This is a genomic window from Alcaligenes sp., from assembly GCF_050255915.1.
GTDB classification, from domain to species: domain Bacteria; phylum Pseudomonadota; class Gammaproteobacteria; order Burkholderiales; family Burkholderiaceae_B; genus Alcaligenes; species Alcaligenes aquatilis.
The window spans coordinates 16,142-29,448 of record NZ_JBFWIQ010000010.1 but is presented as its reverse complement, the minus strand read 5'-3'; the positions used below and the strand labels follow the sequence as shown (position 1 = coordinate 29,448).

14 protein-coding genes are annotated in these 13,307 nt (G+C 57.2%); 7 read left to right on the top strand and 7 right to left on the bottom strand.

The window, feature by feature from the left end; all coding sequences use genetic code 11:
* Positions 1-2: 2 nt before the first annotated feature.
* The gene (locus AB7E06_RS13430; RefSeq protein WP_108728486.1) at positions 3-1,457 is read right to left on the bottom strand and encodes an aldehyde dehydrogenase family protein; all 1,455 of its coding nucleotides are present in this window, start codon (positions 1,455-1,457) and stop codon (positions 3-5) included.
* A gap of 195 nt (positions 1,458-1,652) precedes the next feature.
* Between AB7E06_RS13430 and AB7E06_RS13425 the strand changes: the two genes are divergently transcribed.
* A complete protein-coding gene (locus AB7E06_RS13425) occupies positions 1,653-2,582 on the top strand; it encodes an AraC family transcriptional regulator (protein ID WP_108728485.1) in 930 nt (309 codons plus the stop codon).
* Between the two features lie 19 nt (positions 2,583-2,601).
* Here AB7E06_RS13425 and AB7E06_RS13420 read toward each other — a convergent pair whose 3' ends face one another.
* The 4 genes from AB7E06_RS13420 to gpmA all read right to left on the bottom strand — a co-directional run bounded on the left by AB7E06_RS13420 (position 2,602) and on the right by gpmA (position 7,385).
* On the bottom strand, positions 2,602-3,375 hold the full coding sequence (locus AB7E06_RS13420; protein WP_094197870.1) for a HesA/MoeB/ThiF family protein: 774 nt from the start codon (positions 3,373-3,375) through the stop codon (positions 2,602-2,604).
* Positions 3,376-3,390: 15 nt separating this feature from the next.
* Positions 3,391-4,902 carry a S41 family peptidase gene (locus tag AB7E06_RS13415; protein ID WP_166727113.1) on the bottom strand — a complete coding sequence of 504 codons (1,512 nt, stop codon included), beginning with the start codon at positions 4,900-4,902 and terminating at the stop codon, positions 3,391-3,393.
* A 164-nt stretch (positions 4,903-5,066) separates the two neighbouring features.
* A complete protein-coding gene (locus tag AB7E06_RS13410) occupies positions 5,067-6,635 on the bottom strand; it encodes a murein hydrolase activator EnvC family protein (RefSeq protein WP_108728482.1) in 1,569 nt (522 codons plus the stop codon).
* 3 nt (positions 6,636-6,638) lie between these two features.
* On the bottom strand, positions 6,639-7,385 hold the full coding sequence (gene gpmA / locus AB7E06_RS13405; RefSeq protein WP_094198442.1) for a 2,3-diphosphoglycerate-dependent phosphoglycerate mutase: 747 nt from the start codon (positions 7,383-7,385) through the stop codon (positions 6,639-6,641).
* A 161-nt stretch (positions 7,386-7,546) separates the two neighbouring features.
* Between gpmA and AB7E06_RS13400 the strand changes: the two genes are divergently transcribed.
* From AB7E06_RS13400 to AB7E06_RS13380, 5 genes are all read left to right on the top strand, one after another.
* Positions 7,547-7,894, top strand: coding sequence for a rhodanese-like domain-containing protein (locus tag AB7E06_RS13400; protein WP_257504856.1), 348 nt, complete (start codon positions 7,547-7,549; stop codon positions 7,892-7,894).
* 23 nt (positions 7,895-7,917) lie between these two features.
* Positions 7,918-8,175, top strand: a complete 258-nt coding sequence (gene grxC, locus AB7E06_RS13395; protein WP_009458616.1) for a glutaredoxin 3 — start codon at positions 7,918-7,920, stop codon at positions 8,173-8,175.
* A gap of 39 nt (positions 8,176-8,214) precedes the next feature.
* Positions 8,215-8,709 (top strand): protein-export chaperone SecB, encoded by a 495-nt coding sequence (secB, locus tag AB7E06_RS13390; protein WP_026483747.1) that lies wholly within the window; start codon positions 8,215-8,217, stop codon positions 8,707-8,709.
* Complete coding sequence (locus tag AB7E06_RS13385; RefSeq protein ID WP_108728480.1) at positions 8,709-9,761, top strand: NAD(P)H-dependent glycerol-3-phosphate dehydrogenase; 1,053 nt, start codon at positions 8,709-8,711, stop codon at positions 9,759-9,761. The genes secB and AB7E06_RS13385 overlap by 1 nt, the downstream gene beginning before the upstream one ends.
* A 79-nt stretch (positions 9,762-9,840) precedes the next feature.
* Positions 9,841-10,839 carry a Bug family tripartite tricarboxylate transporter substrate binding protein gene (locus AB7E06_RS13380; RefSeq protein WP_427957274.1) on the top strand — a complete coding sequence of 333 codons (999 nt, stop codon included), beginning with the start codon at positions 9,841-9,843 and terminating at the stop codon, positions 10,837-10,839.
* Between the two features lie 128 nt (positions 10,840-10,967).
* On the opposite strand, the gene AB7E06_RS13375 is transcribed toward AB7E06_RS13380, so the two are convergent.
* Together AB7E06_RS13375 and AB7E06_RS13370 are read right to left on the bottom strand one after the other, a co-directional pair.
* Positions 10,968-11,438, bottom strand: a complete 471-nt coding sequence (locus AB7E06_RS13375; protein ID WP_108728478.1) for a tRNA (cytidine(34)-2'-O)-methyltransferase — start codon at positions 11,436-11,438, stop codon at positions 10,968-10,970.
* A 66-nt stretch (positions 11,439-11,504) separates the two neighbouring features.
* Entirely contained in the window at positions 11,505-12,254 is a 750-nt protein-coding gene (locus tag AB7E06_RS13370; RefSeq protein ID WP_427957272.1) for a ComF family protein, read from the bottom strand.
* 81 nt (positions 12,255-12,335) lie between these two features.
* Between AB7E06_RS13370 and AB7E06_RS13365 the strand changes: the two genes are divergently transcribed.
* On the top strand, positions 12,336-13,250 hold the full coding sequence (locus tag AB7E06_RS13365; RefSeq protein WP_094197876.1) for a methyltransferase domain-containing protein: 915 nt from the start codon (positions 12,336-12,338) through the stop codon (positions 13,248-13,250).
* Positions 13,251-13,307: the final 57 nt, after the last annotated feature.

The window sequence follows — 13,307 nt, the reverse complement described above, 5'->3', positions numbered from 1 at the left end:
ACTTAGAACGCCAGTTGGCGCTCCCCTTGCTGGATAGTGACCCACTTCAGTTCCGTCATGTCCGCAATCGAGTAGCGGCCATTTTCCTTACCGTAACCACTGTCCCTGAAGCCACCAAAAGGCGCGTTCGGATCATCATCAAAGGAATTGTCATTGATGTGAACCGAACCTGCCTCGATGCGTTCGGCAAAATCCATGGCCTTTTGCAGATCATTGGTCAGAATTGCGGAAGACAGGCCATAGGAAGTGTCATTGGCCATTTCCAGGGCATGCTCGTAGTCACGAGCCTTGTAGATGGCAGCCACAGGGCCAAAGGTCTCTTCGTAGTACAGGTTCATGTCGGGAGTGACATCGCACAAGGCGGTAGGCTGAATCACATTGCCTTCCCGGCCACCACCCGCCAGCAAAGTTGCGCCCTTGGAGACGGCATCCTGAATATGAGCCTGCACAAAATCGGCCTGTTCAGAACTGATCAACGGGCCAACGGCCGTTTTCGGCAAAGCGGGATCACCAGTAGGAATGCGGGCAACCTGCTTGGCAAAGGCTTCGCAGAACGCATCGTAAATGCCCTGCTCCACAATAATGCGCGAGTTCGCCATGCACACCTGGCCCTGGTTGAAATAAATGCCGAAAGCGGCGGAACGCACGGCGTAGTCCAGCGTGGCGTCGTCCAGCACCACCACCGGGCTTTTACCGCCCAACTCCAGCACAATACGCTTTTGATGACGGCCAGCCAGATCTGCCAGGATACGGCCCACACGAGCCGAACCCGTGAAGGTCACCAGCTTGACGCGCGGATCGGAGAACAAGGTATCACCCAAGGCTTCGTCCGTAGTCAGCAGCACAGTCAACACACCTGGGGGCAGGCCCGCTTCTTCCAGAATCTCTGCAAACATCAGCGCAGCCATAGGCGTGTGCGGCGAAGGCTTCAGAATGAAACTGTTGCCCGCAGCCAGTGCAGGAGCCAGTTTCTTGCCATTGAGCAACAGAGGTGCATTAAAAGGACCAATCCCGGCAACCACCCCCAAGGGGCGACGAATGCTCATGGAAATACGGCCAGGCAGGTCCGAAGGCATGGTTTCACCCCGAATATCGCGAGTCTGACCTGCGGCAATACGGAAGGTACTGACGATGTAATCGCACTCGAACATGGCCTTACCAAAGACGTTACCGCCCTCCTCAATCAGCACACGCACGATGTCGTCGCGGCGGCGTTCCACAATGTCGGCCGCACGGCACAAGATGGCTTCACGTTCACGGGCCAGCATCTTGCCCCAGACACGCTGTGCACGTTCTGCACTGGCCAGCGCTTCTTCAATATCCTGCTTGGTCGCAAGGAAAACACGTGCCAGCGCTTTGCCCGTGTAAGGATTCACCAGATCCTTATGCAACTGACCTTCTGATTGCCAGGCCTGTCCGTTGATGTAGGGGTAGATCTGCTTTAGCTGCTCTGTCATGACTGCTCCTTTCCTGTATTGTCTCCAGGTGCGCTTTGGGCACCCTTCATGGTTAAACCCGATAGCCACCGAGGTGCGCCATAGCTCACCATGCAGTACTGTCTTAGATACTATTCTTGAGCCGATTGCCTCTCTGTGTCGTGGACTGGGGCGCAGCCCAATCTGGACAATGACGCAGAAGACGGAAAAAACCGCATGAGCACGAACTATCACTGGGACACGCAGGCTTTGCCTCCCGGACAAAGCGCCAAGCTCTGGACCCAAGCCATTTCGCAGTCTTTCCAGCACGTGCAAACACAGTGTTACGGACAGAACTTTCGTGGCACCTTGCGCTCGCAACGCCTGGGGGAAGTGGCGATCAACCGGCTGACCGCGCAACCTTATCGGGTCAGCACGGGCAGGCCGCAAACGGACCAGCCCTGGTTGTTCCTGAATGTGCATCAGCAAGGCCACTGCCGCCTGATTCAGAACGGGCGCGAACAGTGGTTGCCGGCGGGCAGCTTAAGCTTGAATGTGGGCAACAGCCCCTTCACACTGGATTTTGTGGACGAGGTCACCATGACTACGCTGCGCTTGCCACTGGATGGGCTGCTGCCCTATACCGGCCCTTTGAATGATGTGGTCGCCCAGCCATTGGCCCCTGGCGCCAGCCTGCACTTGCTGGAGCACTATCTACAAGGCTTTTTGCTATCTGCCGACAGTTTGCGGGCAAATCAGCATAATCAGGCCTGGCGTTGCCTGCGCGACTTGCTGGTCATGAGCATTAACGAAAGACGCTCGGCCCCGCTTGATCCAAGCACGGCACGGTACGAAGATGCGCTGGCCTACCTGTCTGACCGACTGAGCGATTCCACCTTGAATATTGCGGCCTTGTCCGAACACCTTGGCATGGCGCCGCGCACCACCCAGGCGCTGTTCAAAGCCAAGGGGACCACTTTTACCGCCCAATTGATGCAACTGCGGCTGGAAGCAGCCGCACAACTGCTGCGCCAGACACCATCCAGCACGGTGGCGCAAGTAGCATATTCAGTGGGTTTTTCGGATCTGTCCTACTTTCACCGCCAGTTTCGACGACGCTTTGATATCACGCCAGGCCATTTTTATGGTCATGGCCTGGAGTCGTGAAGCAGCGATCAAAAACAGATCAGGCGTGATCAGTGTGCTCAATGGCCGCTGAAGCGCATACCGGGCATGCCGGGTCTTTGCGGAAACGTACGGTATGCCAATTCATATTGAAAGCATCCACACTTAACAAACGCCCCACCAAGGGCTCTCCGAAGCCACCTAACAGCTTCAAGGCCTCCACCGCCTGTGCGCTACCCACCATGCCCAACAAAGGCGACAGAACGCCTGTGGTGGCGCAGCGCAGTTCTTCGACATCATCGGCTTCGGGAAACAGACAGTGGTAGCAAGGAGCCTCGGGCTGACGCAAGTCATAGGTACTGACTTGGCCCGAAAAACGAATCGCCGCACCGGACACCAAAGGTTTACGCAGTGCCACGCAGGCACGGTTGATGGCATGGCGAGTGGCGAAGTTGTCGCAGCAATCCAGCACCAGGTCCACTTGCTGAACCCAATGCATCAAGCCCGCTTCGTCCAGACGTTGAACAACGGGTGTCACCTTCACTTCGGGATTGAGCTGCTCGATATGCAGCTTGGCGGACTCAACCTTGTCCCAGCCCAGGCGATCCGTGGTGTGAGCAATCTGACGCTGCAGATTGCTCAGTTCCACCTGGTCATCGTCCACCAGAATGATGGAGCCCACACCCGAAGCAGCCAAATAAGCCACCACGGGGGAACCCAGCCCCCCGGCTCCAACAACCAGGATGCGGGAAGCCAGAATCCGCTCCTGCGCTTCTACCCCGAATTCATCGAGCAGAATATGCCGCGCATAGCGCAGTAATTGCTGATCTTCCACGTCAAGAACCTGTGTTTACGGGTTTACCGGTTCGAGCCCCTTGGGGGTGATTCGGAACCGCTCAACGCTGGGTTGCTGATTCAGGGGACTTTTTTTTTCTGGCGACTCGGACCCTACTTCCTTTTCACGCTTGGCAGCCGCTTCCTTGGCCGCAGCTACTTTCGCTGGATCATTTTTGATCACAGGACGGCCAGCCAAATGATTCAGTGCCTGTTGCAACTGGAAGTCGTCGTCACCGCCAAATTCAAACATTTTGAACTCTGGGCTCATGCCCAGATCAGGCTGATCTGCTTCGGCGCTTTCGTCCACCTTGCTGTTGAGCAGGTGGCGCTTCAAGTCCACTTCACGCGGCAGCCGGAACAAATTACCCTGAGCGGTATCGTCCACCACCACATCTGGCTGTACGCCCGTTACCTGAATGGACGTGCCGTTAGGCGTGTAGTACAGGGCAGTCGTCAGTTTCAGGCCCGACTCCTCGGACAGAGGAACAACACTTTGCACCGAGCCCTTGCCAAAGGTGCGGTTACCAATAATGGTGGCGCGTTTGTGGTCTTGCAACGCCCCGGCCACAATTTCCGATGCCGAGGCCGAACCTACGTTCACCAGAACTACAATCGGCACGTTCTTGAGCCAATCCAGCTTCTTCAGAACATCGGCGTCCGTATCCAGCTCGCCCAGTACGGATTGCATGGATTTAACGTAATACTCGCGATTGGACGAAGGAATGCGACCCTTGGTCGACACCACCAGGTCTCCCGAGTCCAGGAAGGCGGAAGACACGCCAATGGCGCTTTCCAGCAAACCACCGGGGTCGTTACGCAGATCAATTACCAAGCCTTTCGGTGCGCCCGGGCCTTTGTGGACTTCGGACAATTGCTTGATCAGATCCGCAGCCGTGCGTTCCTGGAACTGGGCAATGCGCACGTAGGCTACGTCATCAGCCAACATCTTGGAGCGCACGCTGCGCACCTTGATGACATCGCGCACCAGGTTGAATTCCAATGGCTTGTCGCGGCCAGCACGGCGTATCGTCAGCTTGATCGATGTTTTCGGCTCACCACGCATCTGTTTGACGGCATCGTTCAGGCTCAAATCCTTGGTGGGTTTGCCATTGATGTGCGTAATGATGTCGCCCGCCAGAATACCGGCGCGCGCGGCAGGCGTATCCTCAATAGGCGAGATGACTTTGGGCATCCCGTCCTCGCTGCCAATCTCAATGCCCAGGCCGCCAAAGCCGCCTTGAGTCATGGCTTCCATTTCCTTGAAAGCATCGGCATCCAGATAGGCCGAGTGGGGATCCAGATCGGTAAACAAACCTTTGATTGCGTTATTGACCAAGGTCTGATCCGTCAAAGGCTCCACATACGTGTTCTTGATGGCAGCGAACACATTGGCGAACTGCTGCAGTTCGCGCAAAGGCAATGGCTCGCCGCGTTGAGCGACCGCAGTAATGCCCAGGCTGATCAAAATACCGCCCACAGCACCTGCTGCCACTAGACCAATGCTGCCAATCCTTCGAGTGCTCATGCACATTCCCATTATTTTCAGATTCAAGACGAGGCCACCTCCCGGAGCTGACCCGACCATGCATTATAAGAGTAGCGTAAAGTGGCGACCAGCGTGAACTGGGCTGGAGTCGCTACCCGGCGCAACAAATGCGAGCAAAAGTAAACGCCAGAAACAAAAGCGGCTCAGGAACCCAGCCAAACCTGCGGATTAATGGGCTTGCCTTGATGGCGCAACTCAAAGTACAGGCCGGGTTCAACCTGCCCGCCAGTGGCTCCCACCCGCGCAACAGGCTCTCCACGGCCCACAATATCGCCTACTTGCTTAAGCGTGCTCTGGTTATAGGCATAGACGCTTAAGTAATCACGACCATGATCAATAATCAGCAAATTACCAAAGCCGGTCATCCAGTTGGCAAAGACCACACGGCCCGGGGCCACCGCACGAACGGTGGTGCCTGCCTGTGCGCGCAACACAACGCCGCGCCAAACGCCACCATCGGGGCGCTCTGCCCCGAACTTGCCTTGCATTTCACCACGTACCGGATAAGGCAAACCACGTTTCAGACCCTGGAAGCCACCTTCTGGTTCCAAGGCTGGGGCAGAAACCTGCTCGGCAGGCTCTTCAACGACCTGAACTTCACGCACTTTTGGGGCGACCGGTTTGCTGATCGGTTCACTAGGCTCGGACGAAGCATCCAGACTATCTGACCATAAACGCTCGTTCGCAGTTGGCGGCGTATAGGTCAGCGGTGGCCGCGGAATGACGGGTTCTGGCTGTTGTGGCTCGGCAGGTTCCGGTTTGCTGCGTGGCAAGGCCGCAGGCAGAGGCGGTTGCGTGGCCCGAGCCCGCTCCAACAACTCCCGCTCGCGTTCCAGGCGCGCCTGTTCACGGTCAGCCTGCTCTTGCTGGGCTTTGCGCTGCAACTCTTGCTGACGTGCCAGCTCGGCTTTACGCGCTTGTTCTGCACGGCGCGCGGCTTCACGTCGGCGTTGTTCTTCAGCGCGACGGGCCAACTCAGCCTGTCGCGCAATTTCAGTTTCCAGACCGGAGATCAAATCCCCCAGCCGTTTGTCATTACTTTGCAGATTCGCAGCCTGACCACGCTGCCGTTCCAGTTCAGCGCTGATATCAGCCACCACCTTGGCCCGTTTTTCTTTCTGCTCTTCTAGGGCCACCTTTTGGGCAGCGGCTTCTGTGGCCAGCTTTTCCTGCTCTTTTTCACGCGCCGCAACCTGGGTCTGCAAGCGGTCCAGGCGCTCTACGGTGCGGCGTACCTTATGAACCTGTTCAGTCTGCTGACGCGAGACATAACCCAGATAATGCAGTTCGCGGTTAATGGCGTTGGGATCATCGCCCGACAGCAGGGCGGACCAGGGCGAGACGCCGTTGGCATATTGCGCGCGCAATTGCTCGGCCAGCTCCTGCTGACGTTGCTCTTTAATCACTTGCTGTTCGCTGATTTGTTTGCCCAGTGTGCCCAGTTGCTGGTGCAATTGCTCTTGCCGCTGCTCGATCTGAGCCAACGTGCGGTCGATATCGGAAATAGCCTGCTCGGATTCGCGCAAGGCATTGGCAGCATCACGACGCGAGCTTTCGCGGGTGTCGATCGACTTACGCAGCGATTCAATTTTCTGGCGCAGCTCTGCCTGCTGCTTTTGAGCCTGGGCCTGACGGGCAGCCAAGTCCGGATCCGCAGCCAGGGCCGGTAAGGCCCAGGCTGCCAGCAACAGGCAGACGCTGTAGCGCCACATTATTTACTGCGCCTTGCCCTGATTGGCAACGGCTTGCATCTGAGCCGCAATCGCTTCCTGGTCGCCCAGGTAGTAATGACGGATAGGACGCAAGTTTTCATCCAGCTCGTACACCAGAGGTTGGCCGGTAGGAATGTTCAGATGAACGATATCCTCGTCGGAGATGCCATCCAGATGCTTGATCAGCGCGCGCAGGCTGTTGCCGTGAGCCGTGACCAAAACGCGCCGGCCGGAGCGAATAGCAGGAGCGATGGACTCCTCCCAGAAAGGAACGACGCGGGCCACGGTGTCTTGCAGACACTCGGTGCGCGGCAGTTGATCGGCGGGTACACGGGCGTAGCGGGCATCAAAACGCGGGTTGCGTGGATCGTCCTCAGCCACTGGATCAGGAGCAATCGCGTAAGCACGACGCCAGACCAAGACTTGATCCTCTCCGTACTTTTGTGCGGTTTCGGCTTTATTTAAGCCTTGTAAAGCACCATAATGGCGTTCGTTCAGGCGCCAGCTCAAACCCACGGGGGTGTGCATGGCGTCCATCGAATCCAGGGCGATCCACAAGGTACGGATAGCGCGCTTGAGGACCGAAGCGAAAGCCAGGTCGAACTCAAAACCGTTTTCTTTAAGCAGTTCACCGGCCTGCTTTGCCTGTTGACGCCCGGTTTCGGTAAGATCGACATCGGTCCAGCCAGTAAACCGGTTCTCCAGGTTCCACTGGCTTTCGCCGTGCCGCATCAGTACAAGTTTATACATGGTAAAAACAGCCTCGAGGTTGAAAAATTGGCGCCACTCTATAATCGTGTGATCTTGCCCTTTTTTCTTGCTTTTCTTGGTAATCAACAGGATTTAACGTGGACTTCATCTTAAGTCAGAACAATCTTCTAATTTTAGCAATTGCGGTGCTTGCCGGCATTATGCTGTTAATACCCAGCTTTTTCAAAGGCCGTGCGGGACGCGCAGTTTCAAGCTCGGAAGCGGTACAAATGGTAAACCAGAAAGACGCCATTTTGATTGATCTGCGCAGTGCCGATCAGTTCAAGGCCGGGGCAATTGCACAATCTCGCAACATTCCTGCGGCTGACCTTGACGCCAAGGCCAGCACGCTGCCCAAGGACAAGCCCGTCATTCTGGTGTGCGATACCGGGCGCAGCGCCCCGCGCAGCGTGGCCGTCCTGCGCAAGCACGGCATCACCGAAGCCTACACACTGCAAGGCGGCATCCAAGGCTGGCTGCAGTCCAGTCTGCCCGTCAAAAAATCGTAAGCTCCCCCTTCTACGAGGCTCTCATGGCAAAAGTCACGATGTACTCCACAATGGTGTGCCCTTATTGTGTGCGCGCTGAAATGCTGCTCAAGCAACGCGGCGTCACTGAAATCAATAAAATCATGATTGATCGTGAACCCGAACAACGCGCTCTCATGATGGAGCGCACCGGTCGGCGTACCGTTCCCCAAATCTACATTGGCGACACCCATGTAGGTGGCTACGATGATCTGGCCGCTTTGGACCGCGAAGGTGGCCTGCTGCCTCTGCTGGCTGCCTGATTTTTTTTCTAACAATTTTTTTACCCCATAGGATCACCCATGGCCGACCAGAACACCCCAGCCGCTGAACAAGAAGCTCAACAACCCAGCTTCAGCCTGCAGCGCACCTACATCAAAGACCTGTCCATCGAAATGCCCAATGCGCCCCAGATCTTTCTGGAGCAAGAGGCCCCTTCCGTGGAAGTGTCCATCAATGTGGGTGGCCAACGTCTGGCTGACACAGTCTACGAAAGCACCGTCACCGCTACAGTGACCACTCGCATTGGCGACAAGGTCATGTACCTGGTGGAAGCCACCCAAGCCGGTATCTTCGAAGCTGCCAACATTCCTGAAGAACAGCTCGAACCCTTGCTGGGCATTGTGTGCCCCACCATGCTGTACCCCTACTTGCGCGCTGCCGTGGCTGACGCCATCAACCGCACTTCCCTGCCTGCCCTGCACCTGACTGAAGTGAACTTCCAGTCCCTGTACGAGCAGCGCCTGGCGCAGCAACAAGGTGCCGACCAAGCTGACGGCCAGCCTTTGCAGGCCTGATGATGTCAAGCGCGCACACTCCTGTTCGTGTTGCAGTCCTGGGCGCCGGCAGTTGGGGAACGGCACTGGCCGCCCTGGCCAGCACCCAGGCTCCCACGATGGTGTGGGCGCGCAAGGCAGCAACAGCACAAGCTATCGGGCAGGAGCATCGTAACCCTGCCTACCTGCCTGATGTCGTGCTGCCCGACTCGTTGCAGGCTAGCGACAGCCTGCAGCAAGTCATGGAGTTTGCCCTGGCTGATGACACCGGCCCTGCCCTGCTGATTTTGGGCGTGCCTGTACGTGGTCTGGCGCAAACCTGTGTGGATTTGGCTCAGTACCTGCCTGCCACACGCCGCCACCCCGTCTTGCTGGTCTGGACGTGTAAAGGTTTCCATCAGGAAAGCGGCTTGTTACCCCACCAGATTGTGCGTGAAAACCTGCCCGACCATCCTTGGTTAGGCCGTGCCGTCCTCTCTGGCCCCTCGTTCGCCCTGGAAGTGGCCAAAGGCTTGCCCGTTGCCCTGACACTGGCTTGCGAACCTGCTGATATGGCTGGCATTGCCCTAGAGGCCTTGCATGGCAAACAAGCGCGTCTTTACACCAGCACCGACATGATCGGCGTCGAAGTGGGCGGCGCTGTCAAAAACATCATGGCCATTGCCTGTGGCATTGCCGACGCACTGGGCCTGGGCCACAACGCCCGTGCTGCCCTGATTACCCGAGGTCTAGCTGAAATGCAGCGCCTGGGTGTTGCGCTAGGCGGACAAGCAGAGACTTTTTCCGGGCTGGCAGGTCTGGGAGATCTGGTCCTGACAGCCACGGGCGAATTGTCCCGCAACCGCCAGGTGGGACTGGCGCTAGGTGCCGGTCAAAGCCTGGACAGCATCCTGGCCACCGGCATCACCGCTGAAGGAGTGCGCTGTGCTCGTTCGGTTCTGGAAATGGGCCGGGCGCACAAGATTGAACTGCCGATTACCTCAGCGGTCTGTCAAATCCTGTTTGAGCAGTTGCCTCCAAGCGAAGCGGTCCACGCCTTGTTAACCCGCGAGGCCAAGCCAGAAGGCCACTGATACCGTCCGCCTGCCGATCTGGCATCCTACCCACGCGGTCAGACCTGCGGTCAACCGTCTCTTACTCAAAATCAAAACAATGTCATTGCTTGCTCGTTCTCGTGATCTTCTAATCCGCTCCGTTCTGGGGCTGGCCTGCACTGGTTTGCTGGCACCCTCGGCTCAGGCCCAATCCAGTTGGCCCGAGCGTCCCATTCAAATGGTAGTGCCCTTCCCAGCCGGCTCCTCGCCTGACGCGCTGGCCCGTGCCATTTCCGAGCCCCTGTCTCAAGCATTGGGCCAAACGGTGATTGTTGACAACCGTCCTGGCGCAGGTGGCAATATCGGCACACGCTTTGTGGCACATGCCAAACCCGACGGCTACACCCTGCTGCTAACCATCAATGGCCCCATGGTGACGGCCCCCACCCTGTACAAGAGCTCGCTGGGTTACGACCCGCTGAAAGACTTACAGGCTATCTCCATGATTGGCACCAGCCCGAACGTACTGATCGTTCCTGCTGACTCACCCGCCAACACAGTGGAAGAATTCATCGCCCTGGCGAAATCTCAGCCCGGCGAATTGAACTACGGTTCGGTGGGCCCCGGGAGCTCAGCCCACCTGGCTATGGCCATGCTGGAACATGCTGTTGACATCAAGCTGGAACAAATCCCCTACTCGGGCTTCCCACAAATCCTGACCGCCATTATTGGTGGTGACATTGACGCTGCCTTCATGGTGCCGGGCATTGCCATGCCCCAGGTTGAGGCCGGCAAAGTGAAAGCCCTGGCCGTGACATCCCTGCAACCCAGCGAACTGTTACCCGGTCTGAAGACCATGACACAAGCCGGTTTGGAAAACTTCGAGGCTATCTCGTGGGATGCTTTCTTCGTCCCCCACAACACCTCGGATGATGTGGTCAAACGCCTGAACCAGGAAATTACAACGATCTTGCAACGCGAGGATATCAAGGCCAAATTGAACGCCTTTTACTTCTCATCCGAGCCCTCCACACCGCAAGCGCTGACGGACAAAATCATTGCCGACAAAACCCGTTGGGATGAAGTGATTGAACGTCTGAATCTATCGTTGGAATAACACTGGTAACGGGATTCAAAACAAAACGGCCCTGCGAACTCATCGTTTGCAGGGCCGCTTGCTTTGAAACTTTCAACGGAAAACCGATACGCATAAATCAGCGTTTTTCGTGACAAGCATCCGCTTGTTTAAACACCACCTTCATAACCCGCTTGCCGCCAGGCCTCAAAAACGCAAATCGCCACGGCATTGGACAAGTTCAAGCTGCGTTGCCCCGTCAACATGGGCAGACGAATTCGTTGTTCGTTGGGAAACAGCTCTAGTTGTTCTGCAGACAAGCCTGCAGTTTCACGGCCAAACACAAACACATCACCTGGCTGAAAGCATTGCTCGGCCAGCAAATGGCTGCCGCGTGTGGTCAGGGCAAACGCACGATCAGGCGCAGAGCCCGTGGCCTGCAAGGCTTCTTCCAGACTGTCGTGCACCTTCACCTGCGCCCACTCGTGATAATCCAGCCCGGCACGACGCAGTTTGCTGTCTTCCAGCTCAAAACCCAAGGGCCGCACCAAATGCAGGACACAACCCGTATTAGCCGCCAGTCGAATGACGTTACCCGTGTTGGGGGGGATCTCGGGCGAAACCAGGACGATATGAAACATGAAAAACCTAAAAAATGCAGAAAAGAATGCCGAAAAAGCCGCGCATCAGCGGCGCAGTATACAGGGCTAGGGGAGCTTCAATTTCCAGGGGGCACGGGCAGCAACCAAGGCATAAACTGACCGTGCACCAGCCACCCGGCAAGCTCGCGCCAGCGCATCCAAGGTCGCTCCGGTGGTGAGCACATCATCCACCAGCAGCACGTCCCCCCCTTGCAGCGGCTCCAGCACCCTAAAAGCGCCTCGCATGGCCTGCCTGCGAGCCTGTCGTCCCAAAAACTTCTGGGCTTGTTCAAGCCGTGGCTGCGCCACGACGATATGCAAACGGGCTGACAAGCCCAAAGCATGCGCCACACGCTTGGCCAACACAGCGGCAGGATTGAAACCACGACGGCGCAAAGCACGACGTTGCGAGGGCACTGGAATTACCCGACAATCCGGCCCCAGCCCAGGACCGTAACGGTGCCATTGCCGCACCATCAGCTCAGCCAGTACCGCCGCCATTTCCAGCCGACGGGAAATTTTAAACGCATGTATCAACATATCGCCAGGATGTTCATAGTCAAATCCGGCAACCGTCGCTTGCAGGGACAATTGCCCTGCTCCGCAATCCGGACAGGCCAACAAGGCCAAGGGTGGCAACGCCAAGGCGCAACGCGGGCAGCGTAAATCCTGGGCTGGTGTTGCCAGCGCATGTCGGCAAAAACGGCACAGCGCGCCGCTTTGTGAACGTAATCCACACAACACACACGGTCGTGCCAGCAGTGGAATCCCTACAAGGCGATGGGGCGACTCGCGCCGAAACAGGGGATGCGCCATAATAGATCATTACCTTTGAGAGTCAGGCTGATCCGATCACAGCACATCCCGCTGAGCCAGGCCAGCAACGTCCGCGCAACTATGTCCCAGTTACCATCTTTACCAATCAACTCCGCCCACGTAGAGCAGCAATTCAATCGCCGCGCTCCTCTGGATCACGCTCAGTTTCTTTATGGTGAAGTCGCGCAACGGATGTTGTCACGGCTGGCCCTGGTACGCTTGCAACCCACTCATATTCTGGATGCTGGCTGTGGCGCCAGCCACGCACTGGAGCCCCTGCGCTCTCGCTACCCGGACATGAGCTATACCGGTCTGGATCGCAGCGCCAAGCTACTAGAGGTCGCCCGGGAGCGTTACCAATCCAAACCCAGCCTGTGGCAAAAACTGCGTAATCAGCCCACACCGGCAGCTAACTGGGTTCAGGCCGATATGGCCCATAGTGGCCTGCCCGCAGAAAGCCAGGAGCTGGTCTGGTCAAATATGGCGTTGCACTGGCACCCGGAACCGCATCGGGTTCTAGCCGAATGGAACCGTCTGCTAAAACCCGAAACGCTGGTCATGTTCTCCTGCCTGGGCCCCGGCTCTTTTGCCGAGCTGCGCAGCGCCATGGAACAAGCCGATTTAGGCACCAAAACGCTGGAATTCGTGGACATGCACGACTTTGGCGACCTGCTTCTGGAAAACGGCTTTGCTGACCCTGTGATGGATCAAGAAGTCGTGACCCTGACCTATCGCAGCGCTGAAAAACTGCTGGATGATTTGCGTCTGTTGGGCGGCAATCCACACCCTCAACGTAAGGCCAGCCTGAGCACGCTGCCCTGGCGTCAACGCCTGCTCAATGCGCTGGAAAAACAGCGCCATATGGATGGCACCTTGCATCTAAGCCTGGAAATTGCCTACGGGCACGCCTGGCGCGCCCGCAGCCGTCGCAGCACCTTGGGCGAGGTCAGCGTGCCAATCTCCACAATCAGCCGCCGCCCCAAACCCCAGGAATAAATTCCGCTACCAGGCATATTCCAGTAGCACCCCATCTATTTCAGACCTTCTCTGACA

Bases quoted from the DNA above. Each gene is read 5' to 3' on its own strand.
- AB7E06_RS13375 (WP_108728478.1), bottom strand. From the start codon at position 11,438: ATGTTTCATATCGTCCTGGTTTCGCCCGAGATCCCCCCCAACACGGGT.
- AB7E06_RS13400 (WP_257504856.1), top strand. From the start codon at position 7,547: ATGCTGTTAATACCCAGCTTTTTCAAAGGCCGTGCGGGACGCGCAGTT.
- gpmA (WP_094198442.1), bottom strand. From the start codon at position 7,385: ATGTATAAACTTGTACTGATGCGGCACGGCGAAAGCCAGTGGAACCTG.
- AB7E06_RS13370 (WP_427957272.1), bottom strand. From the start codon at position 12,254: ATGGCGCATCCCCTGTTTCGGCGCGAGTCGCCCCATCGCCTTGTAGGG.
- secB (WP_026483747.1), top strand. From the start codon at position 8,215: ATGGCCGACCAGAACACCCCAGCCGCTGAACAAGAAGCTCAACAACCC.
- AB7E06_RS13365 (WP_094197876.1), top strand. From the start codon at position 12,336: ATGTCCCAGTTACCATCTTTACCAATCAACTCCGCCCACGTAGAGCAG.
- AB7E06_RS13410 (WP_108728482.1), bottom strand. From the start codon at position 6,635: ATGTGGCGCTACAGCGTCTGCCTGTTGCTGGCAGCCTGGGCCTTACCG.
- AB7E06_RS13430 (WP_108728486.1), bottom strand. From the start codon at position 1,457: ATGACAGAGCAGCTAAAGCAGATCTACCCCTACATCAACGGACAGGCC.
- AB7E06_RS13415 (WP_166727113.1), bottom strand. From the start codon at position 4,902: ATGAGCACTCGAAGGATTGGCAGCATTGGTCTAGTGGCAGCAGGTGCT.
- AB7E06_RS13380 (WP_427957274.1), top strand. From the start codon at position 9,841: ATGTCATTGCTTGCTCGTTCTCGTGATCTTCTAATCCGCTCCGTTCTG.
- AB7E06_RS13425 (WP_108728485.1), top strand. From the start codon at position 1,653: ATGAGCACGAACTATCACTGGGACACGCAGGCTTTGCCTCCCGGACAA.
- grxC (WP_009458616.1), top strand. From the start codon at position 7,918: ATGGCAAAAGTCACGATGTACTCCACAATGGTGTGCCCTTATTGTGTG.
- AB7E06_RS13385 (WP_108728480.1), top strand. From the start codon at position 8,709: ATGATGTCAAGCGCGCACACTCCTGTTCGTGTTGCAGTCCTGGGCGCC.